Origin of the sequence: Pedobacter immunditicola, from assembly GCF_037482985.1 — a bacterium.
GTDB classification, from domain to species: Bacteria; Bacteroidota; Bacteroidia; order Sphingobacteriales; family Sphingobacteriaceae; genus Pedobacter; species Pedobacter immunditicola.
The window spans coordinates 177155-198179 of sequence record NZ_JBBHKC010000002.1 but is presented as its reverse complement, the minus strand read 5'-3'; the positions used below and the strand labels follow the sequence as shown (position 1 = coordinate 198179).

Sequence of the window (21025 nt, the reverse complement as noted above, 5' to 3'; positions counted from 1 at the left end):
TTTAGTTTATAATTTCTCTATACATCTTCCTGGACAACAAGACCAAAATGCAAAGAAATGCACAGACAAAACCACCAACCAGTAATCCTTTCAATTTCCCGAACTTTGTTTTTTCTAATGGAAGGACCGGGACATCAATCACCTGAATGAGGGGTGTTTCTTTTCTCAAGGAAACTTTTGACATTTCCAGGCTTTTGACAAGTTCAATGAGGATGGCCTTATTGGCTTCCGCATCAATTTGCTTACGCTGGGTGGGAACTTTCAAAACCTGCCGTGATAAATTCGGACTGGGATTAACATCTATGGCACTGGCTACACCAGAGAGGGCTCTATTCAACTCCCTTCGAACTGAATCCGTTTGATGCTGTAGAACAGCCAGGTTATGTATTGCCTTTTTTGTTTTTGCCTGGATATAATAATCATTTACATTTTTGACGACCAGCTCGTTAAACTTTTTAGCAAAAAGCTGATCGATAGACTTGGTTTCTACATAGATGATGTTTAAGCCCTTGTCTGGTTTGGTTACTGTTAATATCTTTTTGTTGATTGCCTTTACGATTTCGTTAAGGACACTATCATGTCTAAGGGTTAATTTGCCTGTATTGCTGAACCTGATATTTTTTAAAGCAGGTTTATCTGACCAGCTTTTTCTTAGTTTGTAACTATCTATATAGCGTTCCACAAGGAGTTGTCTTTTACCTGCAAAATTGCCTTCACTCAGCAGCGCCTTGGCCAGCATACTGCGTGACTTATATAGTTCCAATATGTTTTCGCCGCTAAACAAGCCATCGTTCCCTCCTCCTATGCTGATTCCCATCATGGAGGCAATGCCTGCATACTCGCTTAAGCCACCGCCTAATCCTGTTTCTTCTAATGCAAAGATTGACTTCGCTGTATAAACAGGCTTTTTAAATATGGAGAAGGTGATACCCAAAACCGCACCCAGGACACCAAAGCCTATAATCAACAACCTTTTTGTGAAGAGATATTTCCTCCACTGCCTGAATTTCAATAGGACATCCCTCAATGAAAGATCTGAAGTCGGGTGTGTTTTTAAATGCTCCATATTACCTTAATAAACTAACAACAATGGCACCTAAGGAAGCTGCAGCCGTGCCAACTCCAATCCAACTCTGAATACTCATTTTCTCCCGCTGGGCTCTTTTTGGTACAAATATTTCCGCACCGGGCTTTACCTCGGGATAATTGTTGAAAAACAGAAATTTCCTTGCTGCCTCTACCGATCCATTTGAATAAACGATATAAGCGCCTTTTTTATAAGCATTGTAATTAAAGCCCCCAGCGCCATTGATGTAATTTTTAAAACTTTTCCCCCTGTTATAAACAATACTGTTAGGTTGTAAAACCTCACCGGTGATCCTTACCGTCTGCAATTGTCTTGGTATCCTGATCACATCTCCGTCTTCCAGGATTAAATCTTCTCTGGATATTGGCTTTTTAAGGATATGCTCCAGGTCAATGCCCACCAAATCACTCCTTAATATTTGCAGGTCCTTTTCGATGCTTGTCGTATCTCTTGCCCCTGCCTCTTTTAATCGATTTAAATTTAACAGCTTAGCCTTCTCTTCTTTATCGCGTTCAAGGCTGTCCTGGGTCTTTACTTCCTGGTTGCCATTCCTTCTTAAGGAGGCTCCTTGCACATAAGCAAGCGGACTTAAACCTCCAGCCCTGGTAATCAGGTCTGAAATTCGTTCATCTCTCCTGGTAACGGTATAGATTCCGGGATATAAAACTTCACCAATAACTTTTACTTGCTTTTGCACCTGGTAACCTTCGGAATTACGGATCGTAACGATGTCAAAAGGCTGCAATACGAAAGTACTGTCCCCCAGCCGGAGGTTTTGGTCTACGGTTAGGGTAAATACTTCTGCAGTTCTTGCGGAAGTGGACGTAGCGTCACTGTTTTTAATTCTTCTGGAAATCTCAATGCGGTTTGGTGTTGCCCCTTCCCTAAAACCACCAGCTATTTGAATCAGTGCTTCCAGGCTCATATTTTCCGCAAACATAAAGGTACCGGGCTGTCTGACCTCACCTTGTATGGTTACTTTATACTCTTCCCTTAAATCAAAAATGGAACTGATCGTTACTCTATCTTCTCGTTGTAAGAGAATGTCATTTTGCGAACCATTCATCACTTTCTCCAGGTCAAATGATAAAAGAGACAGGCTATTGTCGGCATCTAACCTGGAGATATATCCCCTGTTTAAAAAGGCATCTTCTTTAATCCCATCAGCCTTGTTGATCAGCCCTTTTAAGGTTAATCCCTTCTCTAGTTCAAATGCGCCCGGCCGAAATACAGCACCCGTTATTTCGACGCGGTTTTCAAAGCGGTCCAGAATAGCTTCAATTATATATTTGTCGCCATTTAAAGGCTGATAAACAGCGAAACTTTCAGCAGCCACATCTGTGATTTTACGTTCTTTATCGGTGTTTTGTAATACTTTAATTTTGGCCGTATATGCCTCGTTATTGAAGCCACCAGCAAAGTGAAGGACATCCTCCATTGATTCATTTGTCAGCACTTCAAAAAAAGCCGGCCTCTTCACTTCCCCGGCAACTTCAACACGGCTTTGATAAACAGGGACATTAATAACGTCCTGATCTTGCAAACGAATATTATTGGCCTGAATACCTCTTAAAAGAAAATTGTAGACATCGATAGTGCTGACTACCTTGTTGTTCCTGATGACTTGTATTTTCCGAAAGGAGCCATTTTGATTGGGGCCACCAGAGGCGTATAAGGCATTGAACACCGTTGCCAGGGACGGCAAGGTATAAGACCCGGGTTTTATTACCTCACCTAATACGGTTATTTTAATACTCCTGATGTTGCCCAGGTTTACCGCGACCTGACTACGACCGGAACGCAAACCGGGAAAGGTTGTAGACATCTGGGACTTGATTTTAGCAGAAGCTTGCTCGATCGTCATTCCCCCTACCGTGATGCGCCCTACATATTGCATGTTAATGGCGCCTTCCGGACTAACTTTTAATCTGTGGCTAGCCTCATTATCACCGCTGAGATCTATCAGTAATTCATCATCAGGACCAACAATATAATTCGCTGGGGTAGCCATACGTAAGTTAGGCTCGAAGGACAAATTGGAGTTTCTGAATAATTCAGCACCAAAGATCTTTGGCTGCATATGATCAAACAAACTATGGATTTCCGCATTCCTTTGCTCAGCAGACGACAGCACCTTTTTTGGTAAGTTGTACGCAGAACCTGTGTCAATCAAATAAGTTCGCTCACGCGACTGCTGTGCCGTTCTGGTTTGATTTCTTACGTTACTTGCTGACCCAGGTTCATTCCTGATCTTATCCACCCTCGACCTTAGCTTTTGGATTTCCTCAGGTTTCATTCCTTGTGCGGTAGCCATTTGCTCCAGTTGGGCATCACTATATCCAATCGACTCTGCCCTCTGGATGAGTTGACGGATCTGAGCGTCGGAAAGATCATCTACTTTGATTTCAGCGTAATTAATACCAGACTGGGCGGCAACAGAAAAAATTCCTGAAAAGGAGAATAATAAGATCAATAGTAAAGCGGCGGAGACACTTCTGAATTTCATAGGAACACAAAAATTTATAATTCAATTGTATAAGATTTTAGTCCATGTTCGATTATTTTCTCTTTTCAACATAGTTCCAGCTCAACACGGTCTATCGTTGTTGAGTGGTATAAATGGAGAAGGATATTCTTGCTTTTAAATTTATATCAATTTAGATAATTTTAAGCTAATTTTATTTAAATAATTTACATTATTATAATATTCTTTTAACTTAAGATTTTTTCTTTGAATTAATTATGAAAAAGTCGTGTAGCCACTCAGTTAGGAGTATGCAAGTTTGGGCGTCCGAAAGAAACCGGCAAAACCATATTCTGATTGTATTACTGTAGCTATCAAAAGCTCCACAGCAAATATCTGATTTGAATATACGGAAGTAGATGGCACCAAATTATAACCGGGTGGTTATATTCAAAAGCTACTTAAACATATCAGTTGATCGTGAAAATTAATGCTTAAAATGTTGAGCAGTAATTCTCAACCCTTCCCTGGAATTCAATGGTAATTCTTTGCCAAGGTGTTTTTTAAGCTTAGTATTAGATATAATATAACTTTCAGTTAGTTTGTGTAAACGTTCTGTATTTAATGGAAGCGTTAATCTATCACCAACTTTTGCGAAGAAGCTGATTACTTTTTTTGAAATAGGCCAGAGTCTGGGCTTAAAATTTAAAGAATCAGCTAAGATTGTGACAACTTCATTAGTTGATAAAGGCTCATCATCCGCCACATGATAAACATCTGATGGAATGTCGTCCCTGACGATTAACTCTTTTATAACAAAACAAAGATTTTCTATGCTTAAAAATGAACGTTTATTCTGAAAAGCAGCTAAAGGATATGGAATTCCTTTTTTTACGAAAGTATAAAGTAAATTAAGGTTTCCTTTGTTACCAGGCCCGTGAATCATACATGGACGAAGAATGTAATATGATTTCCCTACCGGAAGTTCTTGTCTTTTTATATATTCTTCGGCTAATAACTTAGATTTACCGTAATCCGTTTGAGGATTCGGATTATTATCTTCGTATAAAATTCCTTCAACGGAATCTGCACTTGCCTTTACACTGCTAATAAATATGAACTTCTTGGCTTTGGACCTTAAAAAAGAATCATATATATTTTTAGTAAGCTCAAAATTCACTTTAAAATACTCCTCGGAATTCGCGGACTTCTTTAGATCATGTGCTTTACCTGCCAGGTGGACTAGAACATCACAATCTTTGTACAGTTCAATATTTGCATCCCCCAATTGCTCCCGACTAATTAAATTTGTATGAAGCGCTCTTTCTTTTAAATAAGAAATCAGATTCTTTCCAACAAAACCATTGCCACCAGTAAGACTAATATTTATCATCATGAAATGTGTAAAATTTGATCCGCTAAATCTACATATTGCCGTGTAACTGCATTTTTGGAATATTCTCTTTCAATTAATTTATAGCCATTTCCGCCCAACTCTTTAATACCAGACTTATCCAATAATGTCCTTTGTAAGAAGTCAGTTACGGATTGGCATTTTTCATCAAAGGATTTTGTGTCCACTAAAAAGGCACAATTAGTTGAAGACAAGAAATTATGAATTGGAGTATTTTTTCCTGAAATTACTAACAATGGTTTAGCACAAGCCATGATCGTATAAACTTTTGAGGGGAATCCCTGTCCTTCCATTTCACGGGACATGAATATAAAATGAATATCCGCATAGGAGATCAGACTCGGCATTTGTTCCCTGGATTGGTAAGGAATCAAATGGATATTGGTTAAATTATTTATTTTAATCTCATTTTCAAGATAGCTTTTCATCACCCCTTCACCAACCACCCAGAATTCGATTTTAGTATGAATTAACTGCTTAGCTATAGCAAGCAGCGGCTCCCAATCCTGCGCATGTCCAATATTCCCCGCATACATCACTTTCAGAACCTCCTTATTGTCCGGAAATAAGCTCCTGTCTAATTGCAATTCTTCTTGCGGAATCGGCTTAAATAAGTCAGTGTCTACAAAATTAGGTATAGTATGTAGTTTCGAGGCATCTTTAAACCTAGGAGATATTGTATCATAAAATATACGGTCAATGGTGGTTACAGCGCTTGAATTATTGTAAACGAATCGTTCCATATACTTAAACAGACTAACAAATGGCTTAAACTTTAAGCTTCCCTGGTTTACTAAAAAGTCGGGGTAAATTTCCTGGACGTTATAAATGACTTTGGCTTTTTTTAATTTACCAATGATCAGATTTATAAATCCAATAGTTAAAGGTGGGGACGGCGATAAAATTAATGAAACATTTTTTTGTGTTAAACCCAGAATTAAAGATAAAAAATGCCAGTACACAAATCCCAGTGACCTCAGAAAAAAGCTCTTAAACTTTTTCTGAGGAATGTGGATTACACGAATATGATGAAACCTACTTTCATAGTATAAACCGGCCCATTTAGCAATCATTGGCTGTTTAGCTAATTCTACTTCCAGAACGTTATAATGAGGCGTAGTGGTTAACACAACAACTTCATAATCGCGTTCCGCAAATTTTAGCGCAATATCATTATAAAGGTAAGCAGTGGAAACGCCATCCGGACTAAAAACAATAGAATGAATTAGGATTTTCTTCTTCATGCTATTTCGACCAAACCACCCTGTTAATATAGTCTACATAACTTAATATGATTCTAACCATCTTATCGGATACATTAGGCATGGAATAATCTGTAACTTTTCTGAAATTTCTTTCTGCACCTCTTTTTTGATACTGCAACTGAACCAAGCCTTGCATGATGCGTTCTGGGTTCATCCCTACCATCATAACAGAAGCCTCTTCCATAGCTTCAGGTCGTTCATGAGCATCTCTGATATTTAATGCAGGAAAATTCAATATGGAAGATTCTTCAGAAATAGTACCGCTATCAGACAATACAACATAAGCCTTCATTTGCAAAGCATTATAATCATTAAAACCCATCGGCTTAAGAAAGTTGATCTCTGGCCTCATCGTAATATTCCTGGCGTCAATCATATTTCTGGTCCGTGGATGTGTACTTACGATAATCGGAAGTTTGTACTTTTCTGCAATAAGATTCAAGCTATCCATCAAATCGGAAAAATTCTTTTCATTAGAAATATTCTCTTCCCTATGAGCTGAAACAACAAAGTATTTATGTTCCACAAGATTCAATCGGGACAAAATATCTGATTTATTTATCGCTGGCAAGTAATGATTTAATACCTCAAACATAGGGGATCCTGTTTTGATAATCCGGTCGGCAGGTAGTCCTTCACGTAACAAATATTCTCTGGCGATATCACTATAAGTTAAGTTGATATCCGAAACATGGTCAACAATCTTTCTGTTAGTTTCTTCAGGTACCCTTTGATCAAAACAACGATTTCCTGCCTCCATATGAAAAATTGGTATATGACGCTTTTTTGCAGGTATAGCGCATAAACAGCTATTAGTGTCTCCAAGAACTAAAAAAGCATCCGGGTTTTCACTAAGTAACAAGGGATCAATTTTTATTAAGATCTGCCCCACTGTTTCAACAGCAGTAGCCCCTGCTGCATTAAGGAAATGGTCTGGTTTTCGAATACCTAAATCTTCAAAGAAAATTTCATTCAGCTCATAGTCATAATTCTGGCCAGTGTGTACAAGGATATGTTCGATAGCTTCGGAAGCATCTAAAGCAGCTATTACTCTTGATAACCTAATGATTTCGGGCCTCGTTCCCACAACGGTCATTACTTTTAATTTTTCTTTCATTTTTTATTTTATGCGGTTGCCATTTGATAACTAAACATTTTCGAAAAATGTATCCGGGTCATTTGGGTCAAAAAATTCATTGATCCAAAATATTGTATACAATTCTTCATCGCCCGTATTTTTAATATTGTGTGTATACCAGATAGGCATATCAACATAAGCAGGTTCACTGCCCGAAAGCTTAAAGTTCAAAATATCTTCTGTGCCAATCTTTCTTAATTGAATTAGAGCTTCCCCTTTTATTACTGCAAATCTTTCAATCTTACGGGTATGATAATGATTTCCACGTGTAATCCCTGGCACTGTTGTCGAAAAAGAAACCTGCCCTCCTACGTTTAGGCGAATAATTTCTACAAAAGCACCCCTGGGATCTTTGTGTGAGGTAAACATTACGGGATAGTGATTTTTGATATCTATATAACTCCGAAAAGTGTTAAATAAATTCAATTCAAATCGATCCTTCAGTTGGGGAATAATTCCAGAATCAAGGTAAGCGTCTTTAAAGTTTTTTAATATCTGCAGGATTTCTGAAACTGTTCTTTTTTCATTAGCTGCAATTTGCAAAACATCGGTTGATTGAGGAGCTTTTATTTCTTTAATGATCAGTTCCACCAGATCGTCCACGTAAATCAATTTCACATCGGCATCTGTCTCAATCTTGGGCAGCTCCTCATGGGTTAGCTGATGGCAAAATGTAGCAATGAAAGAATTATAGTAGGGATTTCCAAAAGGACCAAAAACATTCGGTATAATCATCCCTGTAAATTTACCTCCTGATCGTTTTGCCCAGTCTGATAATAATTTCCGGCCTTCTTTTTTACTCTTACCGTATAAATTGTCATTTTCTTCTTGTGAAGAAGACGAAAATAAAACATGGGACTTGCTGCCTGTATGCTCCAAAGCAGTGATCAGTTTATTCACCAGGTCAATATTATTATTGTATATGACCTGAGGGTCATTATGCCTGTTCATTGCTGCTAAATGAACGATAACATCACACTTCCCTACAAAATCATTTAATTTTTGATCATCTTCAAAAAAATCTTTTTCAAAAGGGATTTTCTGAAATTCTTCTGCAAAAAGACTCAAAGTATTATAAAGATGATTTCCCAGAAAGCCATTCTGGCCAGTGATACCTACTTTTATCATTTAATTATCTAATTTGATGTGACTTTAAATTTGATCCAAACATTCTTTGACTCATTATTTGCTTCCTCTTTTTTGTGAAGTCAAACCACTTATTTTGTCAAGCAATATTCGTCATTTTCTGATTACTCCACAGTGGAGCACAAAAAAACAATCATTGCCCGGCAGCTGTGGTAGAATTAGAATTTGTCTGGAAATAAACTTGAGACTATTCATATTATCCTGGGTATTGAACTGCAGTTAAATCTCCAAAAACTTCCCTTTTGATATAAGGTTGCTTTGATAACAGGGCTTTCATTCCTTCAACATTTAATTGTTCTGTATTATGCGAATGGTAATCCTCTATCTTAGAAAGATCCGTTTCGCCTTCGGAAAAATACTGATTATAGTTCAAATTACGGTTGTCGGCTGGAATTCTATAAAATCCACCCATGTCTTCGGCCTTTTGCATTTCCTCCCTCGTACACAAAGTTTCATATAATTTCTCTCCGTGACGGGTTCCGATAACTTTGATTTCATTCTCTGCGTTGCATAATTCCTTTAATGCCTTTGCAAGGTCTCCAATTGTGCCAGCCGGAGCTTTATTAACAAACAAATCCCCTTGTTTCCCATTTTCAAAGGCAAATAACACTAAATCAACAGCTTCTTCCAAAGACATCAGAAATCGTGTCATCTGAGGATCAGTTATGGTTAACGGCTTCCCTTCATTAATTTGTTTTAAGAACAATGGGATGACCGATCCTCTGGATGCCATCACATTGCCATAACGTGTTAAGCAAACAGTAGTATCACCGATTATGTTTCTGGATGCAGCTATCGCAACTTTTTCCATTAAGGCTTTTGAAATACCCATTGCGTTTATAGGATAAGCCGCTTTATCAGTACTTAAGCAAATCACTTTAGCTACCTTATTGGTTACTGCCGCATCAATTACATTTTGTGTACCAAACACATTGGTTTTAGTAGCTTCTAATGGGAAGAATTCACAGGAAGGGACCTGTTTAAGCGCTGCTGCATGAAATATATAATCCACCCCTCTTGTTGCACGTTCAACACTATCGTAATCTCTTACGTCCCCAATGTAAAATTTTAGCTTCTCATTTTTAAGTTGGGTACGCATATCATCTTGTTTCTTTTCATCTCTTGAAAAGATCCTGATCTCTTTAATATCGGTGTGAAGAAACCGATCTAAAACAGCATTACCAAAAGAACCAGTTCCTCCTGTAATTAATAAAGTTTTATTTTTAAACATATTTTTTTTATATAGATTCTAAAAATTGAAATGTTCGAAGTGAACACACTTTCCATGAATATCCTTTTGAATAATCATAGGCTTTTATACTGCATTCAGTTCTAAGGTTATTATTGTCCAGGTATAATTTTAACGCTTCTTTTATACTTTTTGGATCCTCAGCATTGAAATAAATACCTCCATCTCTTAAAGTTTCCGTTAGCGAAGCTATATCTGAGCAGGCAATTGGGAGCTTACTTGCCATTGCTTCAAGTAAAATGATGCCAAATGACTCACATGTTGAAGCGTAGACAAATATATCTGCATTTCTATAATATTCATTGAGCTTTTCATAAGGAATATCCCCAAGGAGATGAACTTCATCCTTAATATGTCCGTGTAAAGCAAGAAAAGAATTAACCCGCGATGTTTCCAAGTGCATTTTACTTCCAATTAAATATAGTTGAAGTTTATATCCTTCTTCTATTAATAGATTTACAGCTTGCAAAACTTCCAGCTGATGCTTATAAGGTTCTAAAATAGATACATATACCAATTTAACGTACTCATCCGTCTTTGAAGATAAATCTTTGGGTTCAAATAACTCCTTGTTAAATCCGTGAGGAATTACCTCGCATTTTTTTTGGGAAATATCTACCAAACTACTAACTAAGGTCATAGAAGCATTTGTCAGAAATATAATCCCTTTAGCTTTAGTATAGGACTTGATAAATTTTATTCGAAGAATTTCCAGTCTTAAACGTGCCAGGCCCCAAGGATACCTGTTTATTTCTTTCCTTTCTAATGGAAGATGACTGTGACAGATCAATACCGTATCAATTCCCTTAATGCAATTGTTACATAATGAAAATAAAACATCAATATTATTGCTATTCGCCAAGCGCCCTAAATGAGCAGATTGCCAATAAGACCGCAGAAAGATATTTCCGTTTAATAACCTTTGTTCGTCTTTTATTAACCAAGGAAAATCCGGCAGCTTCAAAAGGGTGGTACCCGGGGCCCACACTATCACCTTACTTATATTTACATGAACAGATTCATTAAAATTCAATAAAATCTCTAACAAATGAGTAACTCCTCCTCCTTGGCGGATGTTGGAAGCGTCAATACCTATAATCATAAATTATTTTTTCCAAAACAAAAATATTAAATTACTCCACTTTCACTTGCGGATATTCTTTAAACAGCTGCAGCATTTTTCGACATTGAACAGTTGGATTTTTCTCCATTAATATAAATTCTTGCGCCAATTTTGCTTTACTCAGTAGAACCTTGTAGTCTTGTTCGCAAATTGATACCATCGATTCTGTAAGTGCCTTGATTGAAGTGTCTGTAAGTCCATAGCAATATTCATAATATTCATCTGGCACTCCTTCTAATCTATACATCAATGTGGGAACGCCAGAAGATAAATATTCCATTGTTTTAGATGGGAATGAATATTTAGTGAACTCTCCCTCAGGCGTCCGGGGATTTACCAACAATGTTGATTCTTTTTGAAGTTTTAAAACTTCAGTTCTGGGAAGCTGGCCCTTATATAAAATCCTGGGATCTGTCAAAGTCTCCGCAATAACTTCATCTTTAGCTGGTCCATCACCGCATATAATTAGCTGGTAATTTTTATCAGGAATTTGTTTAAATGCTTGAATCAGGTTTATTACTCCGTTTCTGGTATGGAGAACACCCGCATAAAATATTTTTTTTATAGATTGCTTTTGTTCGCATGCCTCATCCGAAAATAGATTCCCATTAGAATTAAAAATTCCTTCAATTACTGTCCAAGGCTTGTTGCCTATCGGAAGCGCATTTTTCATATGCTTACTTAACAAAACATAGTAATCAACAGCTTCATAACATTGCTTCAGAAAAATGGTCTCCAAATGAGAAAAACAGGAATTCAAAAAACTTGCTTTAGTCCCTGTAAGTCCAGGTAGATCCGGAACTATCAGACAGATTTTTAAGCCTGGAAATTGCTGCTTTATCTGGGCGGCGGCTTTTAAAAAAGGGACATGTAAATCATAAATAATTAGCGTTGCCGCACCATTGTTGACAAGTAAATACTCAATTAGCGTTCTTTTAACATTCAAGTAGCGACTTATATGTTTCAATCCCATCAGATTAAAGAATCCCACACTGGTCCCGACTATTTTATCCTCAACGTTGAATTTAGCACTTGAGATAATTGGTTTCTTATATTTTAATGGAAAGGCCCCAACTTGAGGTAAGGTGATTACCCCAACTCCATCCACCAAAAGCGATAATCCCTCTATGAAAGACCACTGTAACGTATTATTGGCATTTGCAATTGCTCCTTTACTATTTAACCGAATATGCTCCTCCAAATTAGGAGAAAAGAAGCTTCCTAAAAACAACAAACTCATTCAATAACTTTATTTAAATAAAAATCTTTAATCTTAACACTTGAAATATCAATGCCATAAAATAATATAATGTAAAAAAGCAAAGAAAACCTCATCTCCTGACTACTAAATAAAACAAAGAAGGCTGCAAAAAGGCAAACTCCAACTAGAAACTTCTTACCCAAGATTCTTGCCAAATTAAAAAGGCCATATATAACAATTGAGCCATAAATAACTCCAAAAGTGGCAAACTTATTAAATATCGTGTTTGTAGAAGCTTGACTTGCCTCCAATTCAAAGCCAAATAACTTCAATGAATATAAAGAATATAAATCTACAAATCGAGTAAGTCCAGACCCGAAGAATGGATTATTAAAGAATATCCATAGTGGCACTGAAAATGACGATAATCTTGAAAAAGCACTAATGTATTCTGATGATTCTTCATTTAACTTTCCAAAAACCAATTCATTTATTGCTGGATTTAATAGGAATATTAAAATAAATGTAACGACAACAAAGCTACTAATTAATTTCATCTTGAGTGTGCTCTTTCTAAAGACAGCCCCCAAGACTATAACCAGTAGGACTAAAAACCCGGTAGTTGACAACGTTGTAAATAATGCTAAAGTAAAAACAATAATGTGTTTTAAACTTGATTTTGGCAACACAAAAAGCTGGTAGATCAGACCAATATTTAAGTAAATGATGAATACGCCAGGTTCTCTAAAAATCCCTGTATTTCTGAAAAAAGACATTTCCTTAAATACAACGGTGATGAATAAATTATAAAATTCGGTATTGGCATAATTTATTGCTGTGGGAAAGATTCTAATCAAAAATGGAACAGTAAAATTGAGGACTAGAACACCTAAAGAACAAAGGCAAAAGAAATAAAGGATCTTATTAAAATAAATGAAAAACTCTTTAAAATTGACTGTGTTTACAATGCAAACAGCCAGCGTAAACACGATTAATTCTATTAAATAACCAGGCCTAAAGTCCAGATTTACGGCCATAGTCAATATATAAGAGAGATAAATTACAAATATCAAAAAATTGCCTTTATACCTGTTAGGCTTAAGTTCTCTTTCTGTGCGTTGGATGTAGATGACAACACCTAACCCTAAACACAAGAGCGTATAAAGTACATATTTAGAGATAATAAATACCTGGCTAATATTAGTACCAAACAAGACTGTGTCGTCAGAAATATAAAAGACAATAAAAACCAGCAAAAGCTGGTAAATATTTACTTTATTTTCATTAGCTCCATACGCTTTCTCTATCATAAAAACACCATAGCCTCTATCCGTCTTTTCTACACCGTGCTCTCACTAATATTCATTTAATGAGGATATATATTCACTGAGTAATCCAACATCCTTCCACGACTTCTCACTAATGGGAAAGACACCAATCTTTCCATTTTTATTTTGAATCTTTTCTATTAACTGGGTGATGTGAAAAAATTTATTCTCAGGAATTTCGTCTAGCAAATGGGGTTCGAGAATATACATCCCACTATTTATTTTAAACGTCATTTCTGGTTTCTCTCTCAATTCAAGTAATTGACCATTATCTCCAGATTCAACGATACCATAAGGAATAGGGTAATGCTTTAGTGCAGCTACTATTGTGATTTCATTTTTATGTTCTTTATGATAATCGAGGATTTCAGAATAATCTTGCTCTATTAATATATCACAATTACTCACCATAAAGGTTTCATTGATTTTTCCTTTTAATAAGGTAAGACTACCCGCAGTCCCCATCGGCTCCTCTTCCTTAAAGAAATCTAAAACATAAGGCAGATTTTGGCTTTTTAAGTAATATTCAATTAATTCAGCTTTGTAATTCACAGATATAAAAAAATGATTACATCCATGTTTTCCGAATCTATCAAAAATTTCTTCCAGCATTGTTTTTTCGCCAATCGGTATTAAAGGTTTCGGCAAAACGTTTGTAAGTGGCTTCAAGCGCGTTCCAAACCCTCCAGCCATGATCACAACTGGTAAATTAAACTGCTTAACTGGAGCTGTTTCTCCTAAACCAAATAAATCTTCCCAGAAATGAATATCAACCAGGTCTCCATCATCGGAGACAACCGGCATGAATTCGGCCCTGATGGTAAGCATGATTTTTTTTATGTCTTCAATCGTATTTTCAGGCTTGGCTATGATGACATCTTTTTTGATAACATTTGTGATGGGTATATTGAGGTCTACCCCACTAATTATTGCCCGCTGAAGATCTCCGATCGATAACAATCCGATGTATTTCTGGTTATCAAAAACTAATAATAGCTTTTTTCTAACCTCATCCATCCTCTTTAAAGCGGATAATAGCGTGCTCTCAGGTGAAATAATGATATCTTTAAGTTGTGATAATGGTCTCATAAGGAACAGCTTCTAATTTTTTATTGGAGAAAGTTATATTTAATTTTCAGATATTTTATTTGGGCTCATCCTTTTTGCAGGCACCCCAATATATGTGCCTGGTTGATTAATGTCCTTTGTGAGGACGGCCCCTGCGCCGATTACCACATTATCACATACTGAGATATTAGGTAATATTGTTGAATTTGCACCAATATAACAGGACTCCCCTATTTGGACATTACCCAATATTACAGCACCAGGAGCAATGGTTGTATACTTTCCAACTGCCGAATTGTGCATTACGTTACAATATGTATTTAACTTGACAAAATCCGCAATCTCTGCCTGAGCAGAGACATTTACTCCATGCTGAATTATAACTCCGTTACCTATAAAAGCACTTTTAGAAACTTTGGCGCCTATAGCTACAAGGGATGAAAAAGTATAACCGAACTTTTTATACATTACACTCAATTTCATTCTTAAGGCAGGGCCGTCAGGCGTTATGACTATAGGAACTTCTTTTATTTCAGGTGATAAATCATTTGAAGTTGCGTCAGTAGCTAAGATAGGGTAATTTCTATACAAACCTACCTTCTCATTGTCGATCAAACCCAGAATACTTATATTTAAGTCTTCAGCAAGTTCAATGATTTCATGAAAAGCACCTACAATTATAATTTCATTTTTCATCAAAATAGAATTTGTTTTTAAGGTGATGAAGCTATCCTAAGCAAACACTTCTCACAGCTTCAGCTATAAATTTCACATCTTCATTTGAAAGTTTAGAATACATAGGCAAAGTGATCAAATTATCCGCAACATAATCAGTGATGGGTAATTCACAATAATATTCCTGATAAATAGAAAATTTATGAACAGCGGGATAGTGGACACTTGTCTGGATACCTTTTTCAGCTAATTTCTCCCTAATTAAATTTCTCTTTTTATAATCAGAACCTTTCAGTAAAATCGTAAAAATATAATTTGAGGAAAAATCTTTATTATCTTTAAATGGGATAATAATATTTTCAATGTCATTCAGTTCCTCAAGATATTGCTTGCGGATAACTTCTCTTTTACGTAAATCGTCTTCGATTTTTTCCAACTGAACAATACCAATGGCTGACCGGATATCATCCATGCGGTAATTAAAGCCTAACTCTACCACATCGTATTCGGTTGAGTGTCCTTTAGCCCGCTCATAAGACATTGAGGTCATTCCATGAGAACGTAACAGTTTAGTTCTTTCATAATATACTTTAGAATTAGTCACCAACATCCCTCCTTCACCTGTGCTTATATTCTTATTGGAGAAAAAACTAAAGCATCCGACATCTCCAATTGTACCCAGTTTTTGTCCATTGTATTCAGACAAAGGAGCATGACAGGCGTCCTCAATCACTTTCAGATTATATTTTTTCGCCAGGGCCATTATCGCAACCATATCGCACGAAAAACCACCATAATGCATTACAACGATGGCTTTCGTTTTGGAAGTGATCTTTGACTCTATATCCTTTGGACTCATCGTTAAATCTTCCAGACTGGTGACATCGGCAAAAACCGGTATCGCATTCATATATCTTATTGCATTTACGGTAGCAACAAAAGTTAAGGAAGGACAGATAACCTCATCATTCTCCTTAACATCGACTAACTTTAAGGCCAAATGCAAAGCAACGGTGCAATTGGCTAATGCAACTGCATGGTTTACCTTCAACATGGAAGCAAAAGTTTGTTCGAATTCAAGCGTCTTTGGACCAGTAGAGATCCATTTAGAACGAATCACATTTAAAACAGCATCCTCTTCTTTTTCATCAAAGTTTAAATCAAAAAGTGGTATTTTGTACATAATCTTTTTATTAAAGTTTATTTTCTTTTCTTAAAACGCTCTTATAAGCAGTTATTATTTTTTCTGTATTCGTATTTATGCTAAATTCATTTAATCCGTGGTCAAAAGCTTTCTCTGTTAATTCTTCAAAATACACCTCATCGTCCAGTAGCTTCCCTGCATGCGAAACCAATTTATCTATATCACCTTGATCTGCAAGTAATACTCTTTCCTCGCCTAAATTAAACTGAGGTATACTCCCTGTCGCATAGCCGATCACGGCAATTCGAAGGCAAACAGCTTCTCTCAATACTGTGGGAAACCGATCATTATAGGTGGGAAGAACAAGGATCTTAGCCTTTAAAACTTCTGTATATAAATCATCGACGAAATTAATAAAGCCTTTAAAATCTACATTTTCTTCACAATCTAGCTCCTTTGCCCTGTCTTTTAGAAAGTCAAGATAACCAGGTACCACCGGCCCAATATAACACGCCTTAATATTTGGAAAGTTTACTTTTAATTGAGCAACCAAGGACAAGAAATCTTCCGCACCTTTATCTTTTATGATTCTTCCCCAGAATAATAAATCATAACTCTTTTCAGACTTTCTTTTCGATAACTGAGTGATATTTGATCCATTCGGATAATAAAAATTGAAGAAATTAAATTCAATATTTCTCATGCTGCTGATAACGGATTGAGAATCCTTATCGCCACAAAAATATTTGCAATTCTTAATGATTTCCGATTCAACAGCTATCCTGTTTTGTTTGAACGAATCATTTTTGCTATTTACTTCTAAGCTTATAAAACCTTGTATAGTGACCAACAGTGGATATTGCTCATAGAAATCAAGGGCGGATGAACTATAATAAGAATTTTCAGCGCCATGCAGATTTATAAGATCAGGTTGAATAGTCTTTACTAACTTCTTAATTTTTCTCCGATTCGCCCAAAACGAACAAAATAGATCAAAGCGAAAAATAGCTGGCCAACTTCTGTTAATAATGGGCATCCCTATAGCATAGAAATGATAAAAAATTCCATCTTCCTCAAAACTATAATCTCGTTTCAAGTATTGATGTGGCGAAATAACGTGAATTTCAAATTCGTTGGAATTTTTAAATCCTTCTAATGTATTAGTTATCCATGCTGCATATACTTCGCTTTTCTTCCATAAAGGCAATCTATTCTGTATACTTTCATTACTGAAATGACAAAGCCATACCACTTTTATTTTGTTATGCATTCCAAATTCCTTTAGCAGTACCATTTAATATTTTTTTGACCTGTAGCGGTTGAACGTATAGTCCAATCACATTCAGTAAACATGTTGCAATGATAATTCCTGCACTGCTATCAAGCCATTTGGATAACAAGTACGCTAATGGCAAATAGAATACCAGTGTTAAAAAAACCATGTACATACTGAATTTAATCTTACCGATGCCATTTATAAAACTTGTGTAGGGCGATAAAAAAACATTAATAATAGCAAAACAGGCCATTGATATTGATAAGGTTAAAGGCATTTTGATCCGATCACCCACCCATAATTCAAAAATATAAGGACTGACTATGATCATTAATATGATCCCTAATGAAAACAATAAAGAGAGCTTATTCAACTTTAAAAGTGAACTTTTTAACCAGTCAAAATCCTGTTTCGTATATGCATCTGTAACTGCACTCCAAATTGGTGTCATAATGATACCATATACCATGATCGGTAATTGATAATACATTAAAGCAGTGTTATACACAACAACTTCAGACGGACTAAACAGGTGAGAAATAATAATATTTGCACTTGAAAATAATAATATAGCAGCCACCTGAATCACAAAAAATTGTGCGCCCAGATTCAAAAGACTTTTAGCATGTTTGATTTTAACAGAAGACCAACTGGGTCTTAAATACTTAAAACGACCAGAAAAGGCAACACCAGTTGCCACAATTAAGACTGCTAAAGGCGCTCCTGTTAGTACAGTCCCAAGCAATAATAAATTTCCTTTATCAGTAAACTTGTAAAACAATGCTATAATTATAAATGCGAGTACAGTACCAAGCGTAACAAGCGCATTGTTAATGGAAGGCATATGATTAGCAATGTAAACTACTCCCGTGAGCTGAAAGATAAATCTCAAAAGAAATAAGGTAAAAACTATAGAAGTAAGAATATACAGCTCACTAGCGGTAATAACCTCAACATTTAAAATTGATTGCCAATCAAGAAAGGGATTGATAATCTGAAATAGAAGGATTATTGAAACAAAAATAATTGATATTATTGCGAAGGTGGTACTTACATATTCTTTTGCAAGTGATTTATTATTACTTGAAACCGCTTCAGCTAATTTATTTCGCATTCCATTTCCAATCCCAATATCGAAAAAACTAAACCACGCGAAGATAGACGACAATGTCAACCAAACACCATATCTTTCTTTATCTAAAAAATCAATCAAAAGTGGGATCAAAAGGACGCCGGTAATCACACTTATAATTTTTATTAAAAATGAAAATACAATCTCCCTCTTAATGGAAGCGGTCCTTTTAGAATTGTCTTCGAAGATTGAAAGAATTTTTCGAGAAATGTTTAGCATTATTGGTTAAACATTGTAAATATTCGATTTGTATTGTTTCAAGTTTTCAGGATTCCGGAACCAGTCTATTGTTTCGGCCAAACCCTGAGCCAATGTATAGGATAATTTCCAATTTGTATTCTCTAAAATTTTCTTGTTTGAACCGTATAAACGAAAAACTTCTGATTTTTCCGGTCTAAGGCGTTGCTCATCAGAAATGATTTCCGCACTTGGATTGATTTGCCTGATGAGCTCTTGAGCAATGTCACCAACCGAAATTTCAGATTGCGTTGCAATATTACAATCATGACCTACCAATTTATCAGATTTTGCAATTTCAATGAAGCCCTTAACAGTATCCTGAACAAAAAGCATATCTCTGGTGGGAGTTACATCGCCCAACTTGATTTCCTGCTTTCCACTTAACAATTGGGTAATGATTGTTGGTATCACAGCTCTTGCTGATTGTCGCGGACCATAGGTATTAAAAGGTCGCACTATGGTTAGCGGAAGATCAAAGCTTCTATAAAAAGATTCAGCTATACAATCAGCACCTATTTTTGATGCTGAATAAGGCGATTGTGGCTGGCGAGGATGATTTTCATCGATTGGTATGTATTGTGCAGTACCGTATACTTCTGAGGTTGATGTGACCAAAACTCTTTCTATCCCTAAATCTTTAGCAGCCTGAATAACATTCAATGTGCCTTTAACATTTGTGTCAATATATGAATCGGGAGAATGATAACTAAACGGAATTGCAATTAAGGCCGCAAGATGAAAAACTACTTCAATATCTTTCATTGCTGTACGCACACCATTCGGATCTCTAATATCTCCCGAAAAAATCTCGATTTGATCAAGTGTATCTTTTGATAAAGAGTCCAACCAACCCCAGCTATTAAAAGAATTGTAATATACAAAGGCTGTAACCTTTGCGCCTTCAATAATTAGATTTTCAACTAAGTGACTGCCGATAAATCCATCGGCGCCTGTAACTAATACTTTCTTACCTTTTAAATTCATATTATTTTAATGTCTCTTTTAATATTTTTCTCAGTAATATCATTATTGAGAATAAAAAACAGGCAATACTAAAGCCTATTATTCCTCCTTTAAATTTGCCAAGCGCTTGCTTTTCAAGTGGTAATCTAGGATTGTCAATTACTTGAATCAATGGAGTTTCCTTGCGCAATGTAATTTTAGACAATTCCAAGTTTTTAACTAGCTCTCCAAGTATAGCCTTATTTGTTTCTGCATTAAATTGTGAGCGTTGTACTGGTGCCCTTAGTGCTTGCCTTGTTGGGTTAAGATTAGGTGTTGCATCTAAAGTCTTAGCCGAGGCAAAAATAGCACCATTCATTACAGCTTGAACCGAGTCTTTCTGGTGCTGTAAAATGTTAATATTTTCAATAGATCGTTTGGTCTTGGTTTCAACATAAAAGTTATTGACCGTGGCAACGATTTGGTCTGTAAACAGCTTGGCAAAAATCTCATCACTTGCCTTCACTTCTACATTGATGATACTCAATTTTTTATCTGGCTTACTTACCGTCAGATAGTTGTTTTTAATATCTTTAATAATTCCTCTCAGTAAACTATCCTGTAAAAGGGTGAAATTGCTGCTATCTTTAAAGTTAACATCACTCAAACCAGTGCCTTGCCATTTTTCATTTAGCTTATTAAATTCTATAAATCTTTCGACTAACAGCTGTCTTTTTTCGTCAATTATGGCTGAACTCAACAGAGCTTTTCGAACCATATTTCGAGATTTATACAGTTCTATAATATTATCTCCGGAGAACAATCCCCCACCCTGTCCAACTTCTATTCCAACCATGGATGCGAGACCTGAATATTGGCCCAAACCACCCATACCACCCCCTCCGGATTCTTCCAGGACGAAAGTAGTTGTTGCTGTATAAACCGGTTTTTTGTAACCTGCATAAGCAAAACCGAGGCATCCGCCAACTAAACCAATGAAAAGAATGATCATCCATTTAGAAAGAAGATAATGGCACCATTCCTTAATTTTAATTATAACGTCTTTGAAAGTAATATCATCAGAAGAAGTTTGATTGATGTTTTGTAATCTTTCCGAACTCATTTTATGTGCT

The 21025-nt window shown here is 36.1% G+C and carries 17 protein-coding genes; all 17 read right to left on the bottom strand.

Going from position 1 to position 21025, the window contains the following annotated elements:
* Position 1 precedes the first annotated feature (1 nt).
* Positions 2-1066 carry a GumC domain-containing protein gene (locus tag WG905_RS03455; protein ID WP_339590306.1) on the bottom strand — a complete coding sequence of 355 codons (1065 nt, stop codon included), beginning with the start codon at positions 1064-1066 and terminating at the stop codon, positions 2-4.
* 1 nt (position 1067) lies between these two features.
* On the bottom strand, positions 1068-3593 hold the full coding sequence (locus WG905_RS03450) for an SLBB domain-containing protein (protein WP_339590305.1): 2526 nt from the start codon (positions 3591-3593) through the stop codon (positions 1068-1070).
* A gap of 445 nt (positions 3594-4038) precedes the next feature.
* A complete protein-coding gene (locus WG905_RS03445; RefSeq protein WP_339590304.1) occupies positions 4039-4947 on the bottom strand; it encodes an NAD-dependent epimerase/dehydratase family protein in 909 nt (302 codons plus the stop codon).
* A complete protein-coding gene (locus WG905_RS03440) occupies positions 4944-6209 on the bottom strand; it encodes a glycosyltransferase family 4 protein (RefSeq protein ID WP_339590303.1) in 1266 nt (421 codons plus the stop codon). The genes WG905_RS03445 and WG905_RS03440 overlap by 4 nt, the downstream gene beginning before the upstream one ends.
* 1 nt (position 6210) lies before the next feature.
* Complete coding sequence (gene wecB, locus WG905_RS03435; RefSeq protein ID WP_339590302.1) at positions 6211-7347, bottom strand: non-hydrolyzing UDP-N-acetylglucosamine 2-epimerase; 1137 nt, start codon at positions 7345-7347, stop codon at positions 6211-6213.
* 30 nt (positions 7348-7377) lie between these two features.
* Complete coding sequence (locus tag WG905_RS03430) at positions 7378-8496, bottom strand: polysaccharide biosynthesis C-terminal domain-containing protein (RefSeq protein WP_339590301.1); 1119 nt, start codon at positions 8494-8496, stop codon at positions 7378-7380.
* 214 nt (positions 8497-8710) lie between these two features.
* Positions 8711-9745: a polysaccharide biosynthesis protein gene (locus WG905_RS03425; protein ID WP_339590300.1), complete on the bottom strand. Its 1035-nt coding sequence runs from the start codon at positions 9743-9745 to the stop codon at positions 8711-8713.
* Between the two features lie 7 nt (positions 9746-9752).
* Entirely contained in the window at positions 9753-10865 is a 1113-nt protein-coding gene (locus tag WG905_RS03420; RefSeq protein ID WP_339590299.1) for a glycosyltransferase family 4 protein, read from the bottom strand.
* A gap of 31 nt (positions 10866-10896) precedes the next feature.
* Positions 10897-12126, bottom strand: a complete 1230-nt coding sequence (locus WG905_RS03415; protein ID WP_339590298.1) for a glycosyltransferase — start codon at positions 12124-12126, stop codon at positions 10897-10899.
* A complete protein-coding gene (locus tag WG905_RS03410) occupies positions 12123-13397 on the bottom strand; it encodes a hypothetical protein (RefSeq protein WP_339590297.1) in 1275 nt (424 codons plus the stop codon). The genes WG905_RS03415 and WG905_RS03410 overlap by 4 nt, the downstream gene beginning before the upstream one ends.
* Positions 13398-13442: 45 nt before the next feature.
* Positions 13443-14504 (bottom strand): nucleotidyltransferase family protein, encoded by a 1062-nt coding sequence (locus tag WG905_RS03405; protein WP_339590296.1) that lies wholly within the window; start codon positions 14502-14504, stop codon positions 13443-13445.
* A gap of 39 nt (positions 14505-14543) precedes the next feature.
* Positions 14544-15179: a DapH/DapD/GlmU-related protein gene (locus WG905_RS03400; protein WP_339590295.1), complete on the bottom strand. Its 636-nt coding sequence runs from the start codon at positions 15177-15179 to the stop codon at positions 14544-14546.
* Between the two features lie 31 nt (positions 15180-15210).
* Positions 15211-16341, bottom strand: a complete 1131-nt coding sequence (locus tag WG905_RS03395; protein WP_339590294.1) for a DegT/DnrJ/EryC1/StrS family aminotransferase — start codon at positions 16339-16341, stop codon at positions 15211-15213.
* A 10-nt stretch (positions 16342-16351) separates the two neighbouring features.
* Positions 16352-17596, bottom strand: a complete 1245-nt coding sequence (locus WG905_RS03390; protein WP_339590293.1) for a glycosyltransferase family 4 protein — start codon at positions 17594-17596, stop codon at positions 16352-16354.
* The gene (locus tag WG905_RS03385; protein WP_339590292.1) at positions 17565-18929 is read right to left on the bottom strand and encodes a lipopolysaccharide biosynthesis protein; all 1365 of its coding nucleotides are present in this window, start codon (positions 18927-18929) and stop codon (positions 17565-17567) included. Before WG905_RS03385 ends, WG905_RS03390 begins: the two co-directional genes overlap by 32 nt.
* 6 nt (positions 18930-18935) lie before the next feature.
* Positions 18936-19934, bottom strand: a complete 999-nt coding sequence (locus WG905_RS03380; protein WP_339590291.1) for an NAD-dependent 4,6-dehydratase LegB — start codon at positions 19932-19934, stop codon at positions 18936-18938.
* A gap of 1 nt (position 19935) precedes the next feature.
* Positions 19936-21015: a Wzz/FepE/Etk N-terminal domain-containing protein gene (locus WG905_RS03375; RefSeq protein WP_339590290.1), complete on the bottom strand. Its 1080-nt coding sequence runs from the start codon at positions 21013-21015 to the stop codon at positions 19936-19938.
* Positions 21016-21025: the final 10 nt, after the last annotated feature.

Excerpts from the sequence above, each read along its gene's own strand:
- WG905_RS03395 (WP_339590294.1), bottom strand. The coding sequence starts at position 16,341 with ATGTACAAAATACCACTTTTTGATTTAAACTTTGATGAAAAAGAAGAG.
- WG905_RS03375 (WP_339590290.1), bottom strand. The coding sequence starts at position 21,015 with ATGAGTTCGGAAAGATTACAAAACATCAATCAAACTTCTTCTGATGAT.
- WG905_RS03425 (WP_339590300.1), bottom strand. The coding sequence starts at position 9,745 with ATGTTTAAAAATAAAACTTTATTAATTACAGGAGGAACTGGTTCTTTT.
- WG905_RS03390 (WP_339590293.1), bottom strand. The coding sequence starts at position 17,596 with ATGGTACTGCTAAAGGAATTTGGAATGCATAACAAAATAAAAGTGGTA.
- wecB (WP_339590302.1), bottom strand. The coding sequence starts at position 7,347 with ATGAAAGAAAAATTAAAAGTAATGACCGTTGTGGGAACGAGGCCCGAA.
- WG905_RS03450 (WP_339590305.1), bottom strand. The coding sequence starts at position 3,593 with ATGAAATTCAGAAGTGTCTCCGCCGCTTTACTATTGATCTTATTATTC.
- WG905_RS03420 (WP_339590299.1), bottom strand. The coding sequence starts at position 10,865 with ATGATTATAGGTATTGACGCTTCCAACATCCGCCAAGGAGGAGGAGTT.
- WG905_RS03380 (WP_339590291.1), bottom strand. The coding sequence starts at position 19,934 with ATGAATTTAAAAGGTAAGAAAGTATTAGTTACAGGCGCCGATGGATTT.
- WG905_RS03455 (WP_339590306.1), bottom strand. The coding sequence starts at position 1,066 with ATGGAGCATTTAAAAACACACCCGACTTCAGATCTTTCATTGAGGGAT.
- WG905_RS03445 (WP_339590304.1), bottom strand. The coding sequence starts at position 4,947 with ATGATGATAAATATTAGTCTTACTGGTGGCAATGGTTTTGTTGGAAAG.
- WG905_RS03430 (WP_339590301.1), bottom strand. The coding sequence starts at position 8,496 with ATGATAAAAGTAGGTATCACTGGCCAGAATGGCTTTCTGGGAAATCAT.
- WG905_RS03405 (WP_339590296.1), bottom strand. The coding sequence starts at position 14,504 with ATGAGACCATTATCACAACTTAAAGATATCATTATTTCACCTGAGAGC.
- WG905_RS03400 (WP_339590295.1), bottom strand. The coding sequence starts at position 15,179 with ATGAAAAATGAAATTATAATTGTAGGTGCTTTTCATGAAATCATTGAA.
- WG905_RS03410 (WP_339590297.1), bottom strand. The coding sequence starts at position 13,397 with ATGATAGAGAAAGCGTATGGAGCTAATGAAAATAAAGTAAATATTTAC.
- WG905_RS03415 (WP_339590298.1), bottom strand. The coding sequence starts at position 12,126 with ATGAGTTTGTTGTTTTTAGGAAGCTTCTTTTCTCCTAATTTGGAGGAG.
- WG905_RS03440 (WP_339590303.1), bottom strand. The coding sequence starts at position 6,209 with ATGAAGAAGAAAATCCTAATTCATTCTATTGTTTTTAGTCCGGATGGC.
- WG905_RS03385 (WP_339590292.1), bottom strand. The coding sequence starts at position 18,929 with ATGCTAAACATTTCTCGAAAAATTCTTTCAATCTTCGAAGACAATTCT.